The 15,978-nt window shown below is 71.6% G+C and carries 15 protein-coding genes and 1 tRNA gene; 9 read left to right on the top strand and 7 right to left on the bottom strand.

The features are described from left to right. Window positions 1-27: 27 nt before the first annotated feature. From ACIRD7_RS29995 to ACIRD7_RS29985, 3 genes are all read right to left on the bottom strand, one after another. Window positions 28-1,611, bottom strand: a complete 1,584-nt coding sequence (locus ACIRD7_RS29995) for a Stp1/IreP family PP2C-type Ser/Thr phosphatase (RefSeq protein ID WP_403458866.1) — start codon at window positions 1,609-1,611, stop codon at window positions 28-30. Window positions 1,612-1,706: 95 nt separating this feature from the next. Then, entirely contained in the window at window positions 1,707-2,222 is a 516-nt protein-coding gene (locus tag ACIRD7_RS29990) for an FHA domain-containing protein (RefSeq protein ID WP_403458505.1), read from the bottom strand. A gap of 10 nt (window positions 2,223-2,232) precedes the next feature. Next, window positions 2,233-3,111, bottom strand: a complete 879-nt coding sequence (locus tag ACIRD7_RS29985; RefSeq protein WP_403458503.1) for an FhaA domain-containing protein — start codon at window positions 3,109-3,111, stop codon at window positions 2,233-2,235. Between the two features lie 504 nt (window positions 3,112-3,615). Here ACIRD7_RS29985 and ACIRD7_RS29980 point away from each other — a divergent pair. Together ACIRD7_RS29980 and ACIRD7_RS29975 are read left to right on the top strand one after the other, a co-directional pair. Then, window positions 3,616-3,702 (top strand) — tRNA-Leu (locus ACIRD7_RS29980). A gap of 581 nt (window positions 3,703-4,283) precedes the next feature. Further along, a complete protein-coding gene (locus ACIRD7_RS29975; RefSeq protein ID WP_403458502.1) occupies window positions 4,284-4,832 on the top strand; it encodes a DUF4232 domain-containing protein in 549 nt (182 codons plus the stop codon). 66 nt (window positions 4,833-4,898) lie between these two features. Here ACIRD7_RS29975 and ACIRD7_RS29970 read toward each other — a convergent pair whose 3' ends face one another. Both ACIRD7_RS29970 and ACIRD7_RS29965 read right to left on the bottom strand, forming a co-directional pair. Further along, a complete protein-coding gene (locus ACIRD7_RS29970) occupies window positions 4,899-5,261 on the bottom strand; it encodes a DUF1304 domain-containing protein (RefSeq protein ID WP_403458501.1) in 363 nt (120 codons plus the stop codon). A gap of 367 nt (window positions 5,262-5,628) precedes the next feature. Then, window positions 5,629-6,279: an FMN-dependent NADH-azoreductase gene (locus ACIRD7_RS29965; protein WP_403458500.1), complete on the bottom strand. Its 651-nt coding sequence runs from the start codon at window positions 6,277-6,279 to the stop codon at window positions 5,629-5,631. 149 nt (window positions 6,280-6,428) lie between these two features. On the opposite strand from ACIRD7_RS29965, the gene ACIRD7_RS29960 reads away from it, so the two are divergent. From ACIRD7_RS29960 to ACIRD7_RS29945, 4 genes are all read left to right on the top strand, one after another. After that, on the top strand, window positions 6,429-6,794 hold the full coding sequence (locus ACIRD7_RS29960) for a winged helix-turn-helix transcriptional regulator (protein WP_403458497.1): 366 nt from the start codon (window positions 6,429-6,431) through the stop codon (window positions 6,792-6,794). Between the two features lie 217 nt (window positions 6,795-7,011). After that, window positions 7,012-8,448: a DUF2252 domain-containing protein gene (locus tag ACIRD7_RS29955; protein ID WP_403458496.1), complete on the top strand. Its 1,437-nt coding sequence runs from the start codon at window positions 7,012-7,014 to the stop codon at window positions 8,446-8,448. 68 nt (window positions 8,449-8,516) lie between these two features. Then, a complete protein-coding gene (locus ACIRD7_RS29950) occupies window positions 8,517-9,509 on the top strand; it encodes a hypothetical protein (RefSeq protein WP_403458494.1) in 993 nt (330 codons plus the stop codon). Between the two features lie 113 nt (window positions 9,510-9,622). Beyond that, window positions 9,623-9,970, top strand: a complete 348-nt coding sequence (locus ACIRD7_RS29945; protein ID WP_403458493.1) for a rhodanese-like domain-containing protein — start codon at window positions 9,623-9,625, stop codon at window positions 9,968-9,970. Window positions 9,971-10,081: 111 nt separating this feature from the next. On the opposite strand, the gene ACIRD7_RS29940 is transcribed toward ACIRD7_RS29945, so the two are convergent. Beyond that, window positions 10,082-11,215 (bottom strand): acyl-CoA dehydrogenase family protein, encoded by a 1,134-nt coding sequence (locus ACIRD7_RS29940; RefSeq protein ID WP_403458492.1) that lies wholly within the window; start codon window positions 11,213-11,215, stop codon window positions 10,082-10,084. Window positions 11,216-11,468: 253 nt separating this feature from the next. On the opposite strand from ACIRD7_RS29940, the gene ACIRD7_RS29935 reads away from it, so the two are divergent. The 3 genes from ACIRD7_RS29935 to ACIRD7_RS29925 are packed head-to-tail and all read left to right on the top strand — an operon-like array spanning window position 11,469 to window position 14,214. Beyond that, complete coding sequence (locus ACIRD7_RS29935) at window positions 11,469-12,251, top strand: DUF5819 family protein (RefSeq protein WP_403458491.1); 783 nt, start codon at window positions 11,469-11,471, stop codon at window positions 12,249-12,251. Continuing rightward, entirely contained in the window at window positions 12,248-13,474 is a 1,227-nt protein-coding gene (locus ACIRD7_RS29930; RefSeq protein ID WP_403458490.1) for an HTTM domain-containing protein, read from the top strand. Before ACIRD7_RS29935 ends, ACIRD7_RS29930 begins: the two co-directional genes overlap by 4 nt. After that, window positions 13,471-14,214, top strand: a complete 744-nt coding sequence (locus tag ACIRD7_RS29925) for a TrmH family RNA methyltransferase (protein WP_403458489.1) — start codon at window positions 13,471-13,473, stop codon at window positions 14,212-14,214. Before ACIRD7_RS29930 ends, ACIRD7_RS29925 begins: the two co-directional genes overlap by 4 nt. Here ACIRD7_RS29925 and paaN read toward each other — a convergent pair. Further along, a complete protein-coding gene (gene paaN, locus ACIRD7_RS29920) occupies window positions 14,211-15,905 on the bottom strand; it encodes a phenylacetic acid degradation protein PaaN (RefSeq protein WP_403458488.1) in 1,695 nt (564 codons plus the stop codon). The two genes, ACIRD7_RS29925 and paaN, sit on opposite strands and share 4 nt — an antisense overlap. Between the last annotated feature and the right edge of the window lie 73 nt (window positions 15,906-15,978).

Here is a 15,978-nt window from a genome sequence, read left to right as displayed (position 1 = left end):
CGTGTGACGGGGCCTCTCACGGCTTGCCTACTGCGTACCGCAGTTCGTAACGACCTTCTGCTCTTCCTCCGAGAGTGTGGGGCCGGGGCTTGGCGTCGCAGTCGGTGTCGGGGAGGTGGAGGTGGACGGGGGCGGGGTCTTGGTGGACGCCGAGGGATTCGGCGTCGGCGTCGCCTTGGACGTAAGAGAGGTACGGGTGGTTCCCGTGGTGCCTCCGGCCTCGCCCTCGCCCGTCTTGGAGTTCTTCGCGCTTTCGGAAGCCTGCTGCTCGGAGCGCTTCTTGCACGCGGAGGCCTGCAGCGCGAGCTCGTCGATCTTCGCCTGGGCGTCCTTCAGGCCGCCCTCGGCGATGGTCGCCTCGACGAGTTTGCGCTGGTATGGCGGCAGGTACTTGAGTTCGATCTCGGGGTGGTCCTTCTCCACCTCCGACAACGACACCCAGGCCAGGTCCTGGCTGATGCCGCGGTACAGGGCGACGTGTTCCTCGTTCGTGCCCACGTAGTACTGCGTCTGCGTCCAGCGCCAGCCGCCGTACATGCCGCCGCCGATGACGGCGAGCGCGAGCGCGGAGTAGAAGGATCTCTTCAGCCACTTGCGGCCCTTGCGGGGCTTGACGAAGTCGTCGTCGGTGTAGTCCCCGAAGCCGCCCGCCGGGACGTAGCCGGTGGTGTCGCCGGAGCCGGGCGGGCCGAACTCGCCGCCCCCGCCACCCTGTCCGGGCACCTGGCGCCCGAGCCCGGAGGCACGGCCGGCCGGGGTCTGCATGATGCCGTTGTCGTGTGGCTGGTTCTGGTTCTCGGCGACGGCGCCGACCACGACCGGGGTGTCCGACAGCTGCCCGGCGAGGGTGTCGCCGGTGTCCAGGTCGAGGACGTCCGCGACGATCACGGTGATGTTGTCGGGGCCGCCGCCGCGCAGCGCGAGCTGGATGAGCTCCTGGACGGTCTCCTGCGGGCCCTGGTAGCTCGCGAGGGTGTCCTCCAGGGTCTGGTGGGACACGACGCCGGAGAGGCCGTCGGAGCAGATCAAGTACCGGTCGCCGGCGCGGACTTCACGGATCGACAGGTCGGGCTCGACGTGGTCGCCGCTGCCCAGCGCCCGCATCAGCAGGGAGCGCTGGGGGTGGGTGGTGGCCTCTTCCTCGGTGATGCGGCCTTCGTCGACCAGGCGCTGCACCCAGGTGTGGTCCTGGGTGATCTGCGTGAGGACGCCGTCGCGCAGCAGATAGGCGCGCGAGTCGCCGACGTGGACGAGACCGAGGCGCTGGCCGGTCCACAGCAGGGCCGTGAGCGTGGTGCCCATGCCCTCCAGCTGGGGGTCGTCCTCGACCATCGAGCGCAGCTGGTCGTTCGCGCGCTGCACGGCGGTGCCGAGCGAGGTGAGGATGTCCGAGCCGGGGATGTCGTCGTCGAGGGCGACGATCGTCGAGATGGCCTCGGACGAGGCGACCTCGCCCGCGGCCGCGCCGCCCATGCCGTCGGCGATCGCGAGCAGGCGCGGACCGGCGTATCCGGAGTCCTCGTTGCCCTCGCGGATCATGCCTTTGTGCGATCCGGCGGCGAAGCGCAGTGACAGACTCATGCGCACCTCGCCCGTCGGCTCCGGGTACATCCGCACGGTGCCCACCCTCCGGTCGGGAGCGCGCCGGGGCCCGTGGTGTGAGCCACCGCTGCGTGCTCGCTCCGCTCGCGCTCATTCATGACGTACTACTTCCGCAGCTCGATAACGGTCTTGCCGATGCGGATCGGCGCGCCCAGCGGAATAGGTGTGGGGGTCGTCAGCCGCGTTCGGTCGAGGTACGTGCCGTTGGTGGAGCCCAGGTCCTCGACGATCCACTGGCCGTCGCGGTCCGGGTAGATCCTGGCATGCCGGCTGGAGGCGTAGTCGTCGTCCAGCACGATCGTGCTGTCGTGCGCCCGGCCAAGGGTGATCGTCTGGCCCTGGAGCGCGACGGTGGTGCCGGTGAGGGTGCCCTCGGACACGACCAGCTTCGAGGGAGCGTTACGGCGCTGGCGGCCGCCGCCCTGCTGGCCGCGCTGCTGCGGAGGCGCCGCCGTCTGCCGGGCGGCCTGCTGCTGCCGTCCGGCCTCTCGCCTGGACCCGCGCTGGGTGACACGCGTACCGAACAGGTCGCTGCGGATGACCTGCACGGCCACGATCACGAACAGCCACAGTACGGCCAGGAAACCCAGCCGCATGACCGTGAGGGTCAGCTCTGACATTGCCCCCGCTTCACCCTTCGGCTTGCCGGTAAATGATGGTGGTGCTGCCCACGACGATCCGCGAGCCGTCGCGGAGCGTAGCGCGGGTGGTGTGCTGCCCGTCCACCACGATGCCGTTGGTGGACCCGAGATCCTGGATCGTCGAGGGCGTTCCGGTCCGGATCTCGCAGTGCCGGCGGGAGACGCCGGGGTCGTCGATCCGCACGTCGGCTTCGGTGCTGCGACCCAGCACGAGCGTGGCGCGGGAGATCTGATGGCGGGTGCCGTTGATCTCGATCCAGTAGCGGGTGCGGCCGCCTGCCGCGGGTGCGGCGGGAGGACGCTGGCCGCCCGCGGGCTGCGGGTAGCCGTAGCCGCCGGGGCGCGCGCCGCCGGGCGGCGGCGCGGCCGGCATGGGCGGGGCGCCCGAGGGCGCGGCGGGCTGCGGGTAGCCGTAGCCGCCGCGGGCGGCACCGGGCCGCCCGGAGGGGGCGGCGGGTGCGGAGGCCTGCGGGCCCTGCCCCTGCTGGTCGGTGGAGCCGGCGAGCGTACGGCTGCGCACGCGGTACAGACCGGTGTCGAGGTCGTCGGCCTTCTCCAGGTGCACCTTGATCGGGCCCATGAAGGTGTAGCGCTGCTGCTTGGCGTAGTCGCGGACCATGCCGGCGAGCTCGTCGCCGAGCTGGCCCGAGTAAGGGCTGAGCCGCTCGTAGTCCGGCGTGCTCAGCTCCACGATGAAGTCATTGGGGACGACCGTGCGGTCGCGGTTCCAGATGGTGGCGTTGTTGTCGCACTCGCGCTGGAGCGCTCCCGCGATCTCGACGGGCTGGACCTCGGACTTGAACACCTTGGCGAAGGTGCCGTTGACCAGACCTTCGAGACGCTGCTCGAACTTCTTCAGGACTCCCATGGGGCACCTCCTCCGTCGTTGCCTTCGTCCTGCATCCCGCCGGGCGGGCACTGCCTTACCTGGTACTGCTTACTGATCGTATCCACGCGCCGGTAAATCGGCTGGTTCCCCCTGTCGGCACGGTCGACGGGTGTCGACGCCCTCGAAGTTCCCTGCGAAGCTCCTCTTCGAACTCCTCAGGGTCACAGTCTTGCCATGTCTTGCCATGGATCGTAGAGGCGGCCGCAAACCAGTGTCCCGCACCTGACTGTGGACCCTGACCGGCTCCTGGGGAGATGCCCAGGACCGGTACGAGGTTGATACGTGAACAAGCACTCGTTGATACGGAGCGGACGGCGCCGCGGATCGGTCGGTGCCGGACGGACCGCGGCGACTGCCCTGGTGGGCGCCCGCACAGCGGCTGCCTGGGGATAAGTGATGTGAACCCACCCTGGCGGGCGTGCTAATGTTCTGGATGTCGGAAGGCGCCGAGCCGCAAGGCGAGGCCCCGAGGACACACCCAATGCGCGGGTGGCGGAATAGGCAGACGCGCTGGATTCAGGTTCCAGTGCCCGCAAGGGCGTGGGGGTTCAACTCCCCCCTCGCGCACCATGAGACACGGGTCTCTGCAGGTGACAGAAGTCACCGCAGGGGCCCGTTTCTCGTTTCCATGATCGCTGTGAGGGATCACACAGCCTGGCCACGGCAGAGGCGGCTCTCTGCGCGTGAGCTATCTCACGGGCGGTGCCTGGCCTTCCTGTTGTCCAGTGCCTGTGCTTTCTGTGCCCTTTCTGTTGCCAGGCGCCTGCCCCTTCTGCTGCCCGGTGCCTGTCCTTTCTGTTCCGCGGTGAGGGTCGCGTCTGTTCCGCGGTGAGGGTCGCGTCTGTTCCGCGGTGAGGGTCGCGTCTGTTCCGCGGTGACGGTCGCGCCGTTGCCCGGTGACGATCGCGCCCCGCATCCCGCACGGCATCCCGCGTGGATCACATACGTCCAGGTCAGAGCCGGTGCGAACGTTCCAGCATCCCGAACGTGCCCGATGGAATGGCGGACGGGACAGAACGCGGCACAGGGTTGGGGCACCTGAGCACGCCGCCTCGCCGGACACGGTGACCGGCGCCGCTCGATTCCCTTTGCAGGGCCCGCACTTGAGCGCGCCCACGCACACTTATGACGCCGAGAAAGGCAGTACACCCATGCGTATCGCCACCCGTTTCGCCTCCCGAGCGACCGCCTCCGCCATGGTCGTCGCCGCGGCCCTCGCGTTCGCCGGCGTCCAGGCCGCCGGGCAGAGCGCGTCCGCCGCCACCGCGAAGGCGCCCTCGGTGGTCACCTGCACCGCGGCGAACACCAAGCTGACCGTCACCGAGGTGTCCCGCCCGATCAACCACCTGCTGCTCAAGGTCACCAACACGGGCACCAAGCCCTGCTACGCCTACAGCGCCCCCTACCTGAGGGCCGGCGACGACGCCCAGGCCCCGCTGCCGTGGATCGAGGAGAGCACGCCCCAGTCCGTGGTGACCCTCGAGCCCGGCCGGTCCGCGTACGCGGGCATCACGACGTACAGCCCCGAGGGCGAAGGGGGCAGCGAGGCGAAGACGCTGGGCGTGCTGCTCACCGACCGGAACGGCAACCCGACCGGCCAGGAGAAGACCCTGAACCTGCCGAACGGCGGCGTCTTCTTCAACAGCGCCGCCACCGTCACCTACTGGCAGGACAACGCCGCCGACGCCCTCGTCTGGTAGCCGCCTCGGCGTCCCACGCCCGGCTGGGGCGTGGGACGCCGCGCGCGTGCCGGGCGGCGGGACGGTTCAGCCGGCCGCGATGACCGTGGCGAGCGTCACCGCGGCGGGCAGGGCCTGGGCGAAGAGGATGCGGCGGTTGGCGGTGGCCGCGCCGTACACACCCGCGACGAGGACACAGGACAGGAAGAAGATCTGGACCCGGTATCCCGTCGGGTCGTCGGCGATCAGGCCCCAGATCAGGCCGGCGGCCAGGAAGCCGTTGTAGAGGCCCTGGTTGGCGGCCAGCGCCGCGGTGGAGCGGGCCAACTCGGCGTCGAAGCCGGAGAGGCTGCGGCCCGGGCCGCGCTGCCACAGGAACATCTCCAGGATCAGGATGTAGACGTGCAGCAGCGCTACGAGCGCGACGAGGACGACTGAGATCGTGTGCATGCCATGATTGTGCCGGTTCGGGGGCCGGGACCGGTCGGTCGGTCCGTCTCTCGGACGGTCGTCTCTTCGGTGGGCGGGTCGGCTTCTCGGCCGCAGTAGCCGTGAGTCGTACGTCCCGTGCTCCCGGGTGCGCCGGGAGGTGCCGTTCTGGCTCGGCTGTGCCGCCTTCGCGCTGTCGCCGGTCCCTCGCCGCGCATCGGTCTGGGACGTCTGCCTGTACGGCCGCCTCGGACCGTCGTTCGCCGTATCGGCCTGGTGACGGGAGCAGCGGCACGGACTGCCACGCGCGCGTAGGGCCCGTTGTGGATGAGCGGGCGCTATGCGCGCGTGCGCGCACCGAGCGGTGTGCGAGGGCCGGGCGGCGGTCCTACGCCGCGAGCCGCTGGGCCAGGAGCTTCGCCTTCGTGGTGGCCTCGTCGAGGGCGCGCTCGCGGGAGGCCTCGAAGAGGGGGACCAGTTCGGTCATCTGCGGGTTGACCGGCGCCATCGTGAGCTCCGGGACGATGAAGTCGAGGTCGGTGCCGAGGAAGTCGGCCAGGACCGCCGACAGATAGTTCTGCACGTACTCGTAGCCCGCACGCGGCGTGCCCGGACCGTACGCGCCGCCGCGGCTGGCGACCACGGTGACCGGCAGGCCCTTGACCGACTGGGCGTCGCCGGCGGTACGGCCCATCAGAACCACATTGTCCAGCCAGGCCTTCAGCGTCGACGGGATCGTCAGGTTGTACATCGGGGCACCGATCAGCACGGCGTCCGCGCTCTCCAGCTCCTCGATCAGCTTCACGCGCTCGGCGAAGGCCGCGGCCTGCTCCGGGGTGTGCGTGTCCGGATCGGAGAAGCCGGCGGTGTGCGCGTGGGCGGTGATGTGCGGCACCGGATGCGCGGCGAGGTCGCGGTGGATCACCGTGCCGTCGGGGTGCTGCTCCTGCCACGTGCGGCGGAAGGCGTCGGTGACGGCGCGGGAGGAGGAGGCCTCGGCCGGAAAGACGGAGGAGTCGATGTGCAGGAGCGTTGCCATGGGTTTCTCCAGAGAGGACGGGAGCGGGCAGGGGAAGGCAGTGCGCAGGACGCACCTTCTTGCTGCAACGAAGTATTCGTACTCGACTATGGATAACACAGTCACTTACTTTTTTTCATCCCCGTACGGCAGGGCAGTACCCTGGAGCCATGGCGACGGGTGAGCAAGAGCACGACGTAGCGGCGTGCAAGCGGGTCGACGGGGGCATCTCGCGCGTCTTCCAGCTGCTCGGAAAGCGCTGGACCGGCCCGATCGTGTCGGTCCTGACCGCCGGACCCGCGTACTTCGTCGCCCTGCGCCGGGCGATTCCCGGCATCAGCGAGCGCATGCTCTCCGACCGGCTCACCGAGCTGGCGGCCGCGGGGCTCGTCGTGCGCGAGGTCTACGAGGGGCCGCCGCTGCGGGTCGTGTACCGGCTGACGGAGGCCGGAGCCGCCCTGGAGCCCGCGCTGTCCGAGCTGGGCATATGGGCGAAGGAGTATCTGCCGGAAGGGGAGCGGCCCGAGGGCTGCTGAGGCGCGGGCGGGGAACGCTCCTGCCGGTGCCCTTGCCCCTTGCCCCTGGCCCCGGCTCGTTGTCGGTCCGGTGCAGTCGGTCCAGTGCAGTCGGTCGAGTGCTTCGGGTGGGTTTTCCACAGCCGTGGAGTTGTCCACAGGGTCTGACGCGTTTCGGCCACCGGTTGTAACGTCGGCACGAGTTGATGTTCGTTCGTGAGCGGGGGAGGCGGTCGGTATGACCGAGGTCGGTGCGCAGGCTGCGGTGGAGGAGACAGCGAAGTCCGTGGCGCGTCGGCTGCCCCGTGTGCGCGGCTTCGCCGAGTGGCCCGGCGGTGGGGCGCCGAAGGAGGAGGGCAAGGCGCTGCGCAAGCGGGTGCCGCGCTCCGAGCACAAGGTTCTCGATCTGGACGCCGGGCGGCCCGACGCCGTGGCCGCCGTCGAGGAGTCCAACCTCGGCCGGCTCCCCGAGCTCACCCCGATAAGGGTCGGCCGGATGGCGGCGACGCCGTTCGCCTTCCTGCGCGGCTCGGCGGGCCTCATGGCGTACGACCTCGCGCGCACCCCCATGACCCGGATCCGCGCCCAGATCTGCGGTGACGCGCACGCGGCGAACTTCGGTCTGTACGGAGACGCGCGCGGCGGCCTGGTCATCGATCTGAACGACTTCGACGAGACGCTGTACGGCCCCTGGGAGTGGGACCTCAAGCGGCTCGCGACCTCGCTCGTGCTCGCGGCCCGGGAGGCGGGCGCGGACGAGGACACGTGCCGCAAGGCGGCGCACGACACCGTCGGCGCCTACCGGCGGACCATGCGTCTGCTGGCCAAGCTCCCGGTGCTGGACGCGTGGAACGCGATCGCGGACGAGGAGCTGGTCTCCCACACCGACGCCCATGACCTGCTCGGCACCCTGGAGCGGGTCGCGGAGAAGGCGCGGGCCAACACCAGCGGGCGCTTCGCCGCGAAGTCGACGGTGCCGACCGAGGACGGCGGCCGTGCGTTCGTCGACGCGCCGCCGGTGCTGCGCCGGGTGCCGGACGAGGAGGCGGCGGCCGTGGCGGCCTCGCTGGAGAGCTACGTCACGACGCTCTCCGAGGACCGCCATCCCCTGCTCGCCCGGCATGCCGTGCACGACGTGGCGTTCCGGGTGGTCGGCACCGGCAGTGTCGGCACTCGCTCCTATGTCGTCCTGCTCCTGGACCACCGGGGCGAGTCCCTGGTCCTCCAGGTGAAGGAGGCGCGCCCCTCGGCCCTGGTCCCACACCTGGTGACGGCCGGCTTCGAGGTGCCGGAGCCGGACCACGAGGGGCGGCGGGTGGTCCTCGGCCAGAAGCGCATGCAGGTCGTCAGCGACATTTTGCTGGGCTGGACGACGGTCGAGGGACTTCCCTTCCAGGTACGCCAGTTCCGCAACCGCAAGGGCAGCGTCGACCCGGCCGCGCTGGCCGCCGACCAGATAGACGACTACGCCCGGATGACCGGCGCCCTCCTGGCCCGCGCCCACTCCCACAGCGCCGACCCCCGACTGGTCTCGGGCTACTGCGGCAAGAACGAGGAACTGGACGAGGCCATCGCCACCTTCGCCGTGGCCTACGCCGACCGCACGGAGGCGGACCACACCGAGCTCGTGGCGGCGGTGCGGGCGGGGCGGATCGCGGCGGAGACGGGGGTCTGAGGGCGACGCCCACAGGGGCCGCGGTCCGTGTTCGAAGGGCCGGGCTCGGTGTGGCCTACGCTGGGCGGGTGATGACGCCGGAAGCTGAGCAGTCCCAGGCCGAGCCCGCCGGTGCGGGGGCGCCGGGCGGTGCCGAGGTGCCCGTCGGTGGAGCCGAGCAGGGTGGTGAGGCGCATGAGGCGCGCGTGACTGCCGAGGAAGCGGCCGGGCGGTCCGACGAAGGGGCCGAAGCGGCCGAAACGGCCGAACCGTCCGAGGCATCGGCTGAGCGGCCCGAGGAGCCCGCTGAGCGGCCCGAGGCGCGGCTGGAGCGGGCCGTGCGGGCCGCCGAGCAGGCGTTGATCGAGTACGAGATCGCGGTGGAGACCTTCCGCGTCGAGGTCGACAACTTCTCCCGGCTGCACCACCAGAAGCTCGGCCCGATGTACGCCCGGCTCGACGAGCTGGACGCCCGGATCGCCGAGGCCGTCGCGGCCCGCACCGGCGACCCCGAGGACATCCGCAAGGCCGACGAGGCGCGTGCCCGGGTGCTGCCGATGCCCGGTGTCGAGGAGTTGTTCCACGGCTGGATGGACGGGGGCGGGCTGTTCCCGGAGGCCGCGGCGATGCTCACGGACCAGCCGGTGCGGCCCCCGCAGCGGGTGCGACCCAGCGACGAGGCCCGCAAGCTCTACCGCGAGCTGGCCCGCAAGGCGCACCCCGACCTCGCCCAGGAGGACGGGGAGCGGGCCAGGCGTGAGGAGTTCATCACCCGGGTCAACGCCGCCTACGCCCGAGGCGACGAGGCGCTGCTGCGGGAGCTGGCGGCGGAGTGGGCCGCCGGACCCGCGCCCAAGGAGCAGGGCCCGACGCCGAGCGAGGAGCTCTACGCCCGCCTCGAATGGCTCGCCCAGCGCAAGGAGCTGCTGTCGCTGGTCGCGAAGGAGCTGGAGGAGAGCGCGATCGGCGCGATGCTCCGCCTCGCCCCCGACGACCCCGACCGCCTCCTCGACGAGATCGCCGACCAGCTCCTGGCCCAGGTCGCGGAGCGGGAGGCTGAGCTGGCGGCCCTGCTCGGCTAGGGGCCCTGCTCGGCTAGAGCGCCGGCGAGCGCCGGCCAGCGCCGGCCAGGGCCCGGGGGTGTCTTGAATACGCGGCTCGGCCGACCCGCGCCGCGTCCGGTAGCGTCGGTGCCATGCATTTCGGATCTGGCGTACCCACCGTCGAGGTCACCGACCTCAAGGACGACGACTTCCTCCTCGACGTCCGCGAGGCCGATGAATGGCAGGCGGGACATGCCGAAGGCGCCCTGCACATCCCCATCAGCGAGTTCGTGGCCCGCTACGGCGAGCTGACCGAAGCCGCCCCGCAGGACGCCCGCGTCCATGTGATCTGCCGCTCCGGCGGCCGTTCGGCGCAGGTCGCGATGTACCTCGTCCAGCAGGGCATCGACGCCGTGAACGTCGACGGCGGCATGCAGGTCTGGGCGGCCGTCGGACGCCCCGTGGTGAACGACGAGGGCCAGGCCGGCTTCGTCCTGTAGGACACAGGACACGGGCTACGGGCTACGGGCTACGGGCTACGGGCCACGCGCCACCGGCACCCGGCGCCGGGAACCAGCACACGCGGCACCCGGAACGCGCCACCGCGCGGATCAACCCAGCGGATGCGCCGCCAGCAGATCCCCCAGTGCCTCCTCGTGCGCCGCCGCCGGGCCGAGCGCCAGTTCCAGGTGCTTGGCCCAGGCGTGGTACCGGTGCAGCGGATAGTCGACGTCGGCGCCGAAGCCGCCGTGCAGGTGCTGGGCCGTCTGCACGACCCGTCGTACGCCCTCCGAGGCCCAGATCTTGGCCACTGCCACGTCACCGGAGGCGGGCAGCGCCCCCGGCGCCCCCGAGGCGATCCGCCAGGCGGCCTGCCACAGCGTGGCCTCCATCGCGCGCAGGTCGATGTAGCGGTCGGCGGACTGCACGGCGACGGCCTGGAACGTGGCGATCGGATACCCGAACTGCTCCCGCTTGCTCGCGTACTCGGACGTCATCCCCAGCACCCGCTCCCCCAGCCCGAGCGCGAGTGCACACGTCCCCGTGGCCAGCAGCTGCCGCAGCCACTCCCACGCCCCCTCGGCGTCGATGACGTCCCGCTCCGCCAGCCGCACCGACTCCAGCCGCAGCTCCGCCAGCCGCTCCCCGCTGGTCGAGAACTGCTCGGCGAGGGAGACCCCCTGCGCGTCGCGCGGCACCAGCGCGAGGACGGTCCGGTCGGTGGCCGTACGGGCCGGTACGACGACGAGATCGGCGTCGTACGCCCAGGGCACCGCGGTCTGTACGCCGTCCAGCACCCACCCGGCGCCGTCCCGCCGCGCGGTCGACGCGAGCTCGGCCGGGTCGTGGCCGGTGCGGCCGTGCGCGGCGACCGTCAGGACGACCTCGCCGCGCCCCGCCCGCGCGAGCAGCTCGTCCTTCAGCTCACCGCTTCCGTGGGCCTGGACGGCCGCGGCCGCCGCGCCGCTCTCCAGGAGCGGCACCCGGGCCAGTACCTTCGCGGACTCGCGCAGCACCAGGCAGAGCGCGACGGCGTCGAGGCCCGCGCCGCCGTACTCCGGCGCCGTGAGCAGGCTCAGCAGGTCCGCGTCGGCGAGGCGGTTCCACAGCGGGCGGTCGAAGCCGTCGGCGACGGCGCCCGGGGTGAGCGCGGGCGAGGGCACCGCGTCCGGCGCGACCCCGGCGAACACCCCGCGCGCCGCCTCGGCCGCCGCCTGCTGCTCCTCGGTGAAGGTGAAGTCCACGGTCCCTGCCCTTCCGCACGTCCACAAGCACGGCTGTCTGACGGTGCGTCAAGATAGAACAGGTTCTAGAAGAAGGGAATGCCGCGGGTCCGTGCTCCGCGAGGTCGAGCGGGACGCCCGTACGGTCCCGTGGGTCCCCCGTATGGTGTGGGCAACGGCGGCCCGTCAGGGGCTGTGCCCGGCGCGTGGGCCTGAGTACCGTTCCCGTGCGAGCGCCGAGCAAGGACGGACCGGAATCGGGAAACGGGGCAGGATGGACGCGCACCAGGCAGGCTCGGCCGCCCGGCACGGGCCGGACCAGGGGTCTTCGGACGCCGCGCCCGCTGTCGTAGCGCCCGCCGCCCCGCCGCGCCCCGAACCGGAACCCCGGACGGGCGTGGCCGCCCTCTCCCTGCGGTACCAGATCGGCGCCGCCCTCGCCCTCGCGGTGGTGGCCATCGCCGTCTGTGTCCATGTGGGCATGGTCTTCCTGCACGTCGCCCCGCCGAACACGGTCACCAAGCAGCACGGCCAGGCCATCGACGACTGGATATACCCGGAGTTCGAGCAGAACTGGAAGCTGTTCGCCCCCAATCCGCTCCAGCAGAACATCTCCGTGCAGGTGCGCGCCGAGGTCGGCACCGCGGATGGTGGCAGGCGCACGACCGGCTGGTACGACCTCTCCGCGCAGGACGGCCGGTCCATCGACGGCAATCTGCTGCCCAGCCACACCCAGCAGAACGAGCTGCGCCGGGCCTGGGACTTCTTCGTCGCCACGCATGACGCCGAGAACCGGCCCGTGGGCCTGCGCGGCGCCCTGTCCGAGACGTATCTGCGGCGCATAGTCCGGCTGCGCCTCGACCGGGTGGAGGCGGCCGGCGCAGGGGGCACCGTGGAGCGCGTGCAGGTCCGCTCCCGCACCGCGAACGTGCCCCCGCCGAAGTGGAGCGACGAGCAGATCTCGGGCCAGGCCACCTACCGGGTGCTGCCCTGGTGGTCGCTCCCGGAGGAGGAGACCGCCGGCGCGGTCGCGGCCGGCGAGGGAGGCGCCCGGTGAGCCGCTTCGCCCTCGCGATCTCGGCGGCCATCGCCCGCGTCACCGAGTCGGCCCTCGGCCCGTACCAGACGGCCGTGATCCGCATCGGCTTCACCGCCACCTGGCTGCTGTTCCTGCTCCGCGAGTTCCCGCACCGCCAGGAGCTGTACGGCCCCGACGGCCCCTGGGACTTCGACCTCGCCCAGCAGCTGATCGGGACGAACGGCTCCTTCACCGCCCTGATCTGGTCGAACAGCGGGTTCTGGTTCGAGAGCGTCTACGTCTTCGCCGTCCTGACCAGCGTGCTGCTGCTGCTCGGCTGGCGCACCCGCACGATGTCCGTGCTGTTCATGGTCGGTGTGCTGTCCCTGCAGAACCGCTCCATCTTCATGGGCGACGGCGGCGACAACGTGCTGCACCTGATGTGCGTCTACCTCGTGTTCACGCGCTGCGGCCAGGTCTGGTCGCTGGACGAGCGCCGGGCCCGGCGGGCGAACGAGGCACGCGCGCGTGGGGAGCGTGTCGCGCCGGACCGGGTGGGCCCGGCCCTGTGGTGCGTGTCCGGGTTCGTGCTGGTCGCGGTGACCGCCGCGGGGCGGCTCGACGGCGACCTGACCGTGCCGCTGATCCTTTGGGGCCTCTGGTCGGCCCTGGCCGTGTGGTGGGTCGTGGGCCGACGCGCGCGGACCGCCGAGCCCCGCATCCTGCTCGACGTCATCGGCAACATCGTGCACAACGGCGCCCTGCTGGTGATCATGGCCGAGGCGTGTCTGATCTACGCGACCGCGGGCTGGTACAAGATCCAGGGTTCGCGCTGGCAGGACGGCACCGCCGTCTACTACCCGCTGCACCTCGACTACTTCTCGCCCTGGCCGGCCCTCGCCGACCTGCTGTCCTCCAGCGGCACGATGGTGATGCTCATCACCTACGGCACGGTCGTCGTGCAGGTCGCCTTCCCGTTCACCCTGTTCAACCGGCGGGTCAAGAACGTCCTCCTCGCCGCGATGATCACCGAGCACGCCGTGATCGCCGTCGTCCTCGGACTGCCGTTCTTCTCGCTGGCGATGATCGCGGCGGACGCGGTCTTCCTGCCGACGTCGTTCCTGCGCCGGCTCGGCGATCGGGCGGCACGCGCGCGTGGACGCCTCTCGCGTCGGGGCCGGCGCGGTGAGGTCCAGGAGAGCCTTCCCGGGCCGCGCACCCCGGAGAACCCCGAGCAGGCGCCCGTAGGCTTCACGGCATGACCGTGACCACCTGGAACCGGCTCGCCGAGAGCTCCGTCCTGCTCGACGGCTTCCACGCCCTCAAGCACGCCGTGCGCTTCGGAGCCGAGGTCCCGGTCGCGGTCGCCGTAGACCGGGAGGCCGCGCTGGCCCTCGCCGACGAGCTGGCGCCCGACGTACGGGACACCCTGGACGCGCTTCTGACGCAGGTCCCGGAGTCGACGTACACGTCCCTGGTGCCGCGGCCGCACCCCACCGAGGTGGCCGCCCTGGCCGTACGACCGCCCCGCGCCACCCACCTCGACAGGCTGGCGCACACCCCGCGCACCGCCCCCGTCGTGGTCCTGGACAACCCCCGCAACCTCGGCAACGCGGGCGCCGTGATCCGCCTGGCCGCCGGTTTCGGCGCGACCGGCGTGGTCACCACCGGCACCCTCGACCCCTGGCACCCCACGGTCGTACGCGGTGGGGCGGGCCTGCACTTCGCGACGGTGGTGGAGCGGCTGACGGCCGCCGAGCTGCCCTCAGGTCCGCTGTTCGCGCTGGACCCGGAGGGCGACGACATCCGGGGCGTGAAGCTCCCGGACGACGCCGTCCTCGCCTTCGGGTCGGAGCGCAGCGGGCTGTCGCCCGAACTACGCGCGCGTGCCGACCATTTGCTGTCCCTGCCGATGCGCCCGCAGGTCTCCAGCTACAACCTGGCGACCAGCGTGGCGATGACGCTGTACCACTGGAGCCTCGGCGGCTTCAGCGAGGCCTAGGCCTCCCGCCGCACCTCGACCACCCGGAACCGGTTGGCGACGAACGCGCCGTCGCACAGCGCCGAGTTGGCCGCCGGGTTGCCGCCCGAACCGTGGAAGTCGGAGAACGCGGCCGTCTGGTTGACGTACACGCCACCGGTGAGGTTGAGGGACAGCTGGGCCGCCTCCTCCAGGCAGACCTCCTGGATCGCCGCCTCGACCTCGTCGTCGGTGGTGTACGCCCCGACGGTCATCGCACCCTTCTCCCGGACGGTCCGCCGCAGCAGCTCCGCCGCGTCGGCGGCCGAGTCGACCGCCACGGCGAACGACACCGGGCCGAAGCACTCGCTCATGTAGGCGGCCTCGTCGTCCGGCTTGGCGCCGTCCAGCTTGACGATCACCGGCGTGCGGACGACCGCGTCCGGGAACTCGGGGTTCGCGATCTCCCGGGAGACGAGGGCGACTTCGCCGAGCCCGGCCGCGGCCTCCAGACGGGCCTTGACGTCGGGGTTCACGATCGCGCCGAGCAGCGCGTTCGCACGGGCGTCGTCGCCGAGGAGGCCGTCGACCGCGCGGGCGAGGTCGGCGACGACCTCGTCGAAGGTCCGGGGACCCTCCTCGGTGCGGATGCCGTCGCGGGGGATGAGCAGGTTCTGCGGGGTGGTGCACATCTGACCGCTGTACAGGGACAGCGAGAAGGCCAGGTTGGACAGCATCCCCTTGTAGTTGTCCGTGGAGTCGACGATCACCGTGTTGACGCCGGCCTTCTCCGTGTAGACCTGCGCCTGGCGGGCGTTGGCCTCCAGCCAGTCGCCGAAGGCGGTGGAACCCGTGTAGTCGATGACCCGGACCTCGGGGCGCGTGGCCAGCGTCTTGGCGATGCCCTCGCCGGGCCGCTCGGCGGCCAGCGCGACCAGGTTCGGGTCGAAGCCCGCCTCGGCGAGCACCTCGCGCGCGACCTGCACGGTGAGCGCGAGCGGCAGCACCGCGCGCGGGTGGGGCTTGACCAGGACCGCGTTGCCGGTCGCGAGCGAGGCGAACAGGCCCGGGTAGCCGTTCCACGTCGGGAAGGTGTTGCAGCCGATGACCAGCGCGATCCCACGCGGGACCGGCGTGAACTGCTTGTTCAGCGCCAGCGGGTCGCGCTTGCCCTGCGGCTTGGTCCACTCCGCCGCGTCGGGGGTGCGGACCTGCTCCACGTAGGCGTAGGCCACCGCCTCCAGGCCGCGGTCCTGCGCGTGCGGGCCGCCCGCCTGGAACGCCATCATGAAGGCCTGGCCGGAGGTGTGCATGACCGCGTGCGCGAACTCGTGCGTCCGGTCGCTGATCCGCTTGAGGATCTCCAGACAGACCACCGCGCGCATCTCCGCGCCCGCGTCCCGCCACGCCCGCATGCCGGACTTCATGGCGGGCAGCAGCTGGTCGATGTCCGCGTGCGGGTACTCGACGCCCAGCTCGATGCCGTACGGGGACGTCTCGCCGCCCACCCAGTCGTCGGTGCCGGGCTGGCCGAGGTCGAGGCGGCTGCCGAGGAGGGCGTCGAAGGCGGCCTTGCCCGCCGCCGCGTCCAGGCTGCCGTTCTCCCCGTAGGCCTTGGGGTGCTCGGGGTGCGGGGACCAGTACGCGCGTGTGCGGATCGCTTCCAGCGCCTGGTCGAGGGTGGGCCGGTGCTTGGCGATCAGCTCGTGGGTGGTCAGTTCGGCGGTGGCCATGCGGGACCAACTCCTCGTTTCCTGAGCTCTCCGTCGAGCTCATGACCTGGGCAGAAACATGGGCGGGAACAGC

Origin of the sequence: Streptomyces sp. NPDC093568 (assembly GCF_044764945.1) — a bacterium.
In the GTDB taxonomy this organism is placed as follows: Bacteria; Actinomycetota; Actinomycetes; order Streptomycetales; family Streptomycetaceae; genus Streptomyces.
This window is presented reverse-complemented; position numbering and strand designations above follow the sequence as displayed.

Coding starts and splice junctions, on each gene's coding strand:
- ACIRD7_RS29995 (WP_403458866.1), bottom strand. CDS start 1,611: ATGTACCCGGAGCCGACGGGCGAGGTGCGCATGAGTCTGTCACTGCGC.
- ACIRD7_RS29990 (WP_403458505.1), bottom strand. CDS start 2,222: ATGTCAGAGCTGACCCTCACGGTCATGCGGCTGGGTTTCCTGGCCGTA.
- ACIRD7_RS29955 (WP_403458496.1), top strand. CDS start 7,012: ATGACCGAGGTCGGTGCGCAGGCTGCGGTGGAGGAGACAGCGAAGTCC.
- ACIRD7_RS29945 (WP_403458493.1), top strand. CDS start 9,623: ATGCATTTCGGATCTGGCGTACCCACCGTCGAGGTCACCGACCTCAAG.
- ACIRD7_RS29985 (WP_403458503.1), bottom strand. CDS start 3,111: ATGGGAGTCCTGAAGAAGTTCGAGCAGCGTCTCGAAGGTCTGGTCAAC.
- ACIRD7_RS29975 (WP_403458502.1), top strand. CDS start 4,284: ATGCGTATCGCCACCCGTTTCGCCTCCCGAGCGACCGCCTCCGCCATG.
- ACIRD7_RS29935 (WP_403458491.1), top strand. CDS start 11,469: ATGGACGCGCACCAGGCAGGCTCGGCCGCCCGGCACGGGCCGGACCAG.
- ACIRD7_RS29965 (WP_403458500.1), bottom strand. CDS start 6,279: ATGGCAACGCTCCTGCACATCGACTCCTCCGTCTTTCCGGCCGAGGCC.
- ACIRD7_RS29960 (WP_403458497.1), top strand. CDS start 6,429: ATGGCGACGGGTGAGCAAGAGCACGACGTAGCGGCGTGCAAGCGGGTC.
- paaN (WP_403458488.1), bottom strand. CDS start 15,905: ATGGCCACCGCCGAACTGACCACCCACGAGCTGATCGCCAAGCACCGG.
- ACIRD7_RS29970 (WP_403458501.1), bottom strand. CDS start 5,261: ATGCACACGATCTCAGTCGTCCTCGTCGCGCTCGTAGCGCTGCTGCAC.
- ACIRD7_RS29925 (WP_403458489.1), top strand. CDS start 13,471: ATGACCGTGACCACCTGGAACCGGCTCGCCGAGAGCTCCGTCCTGCTC.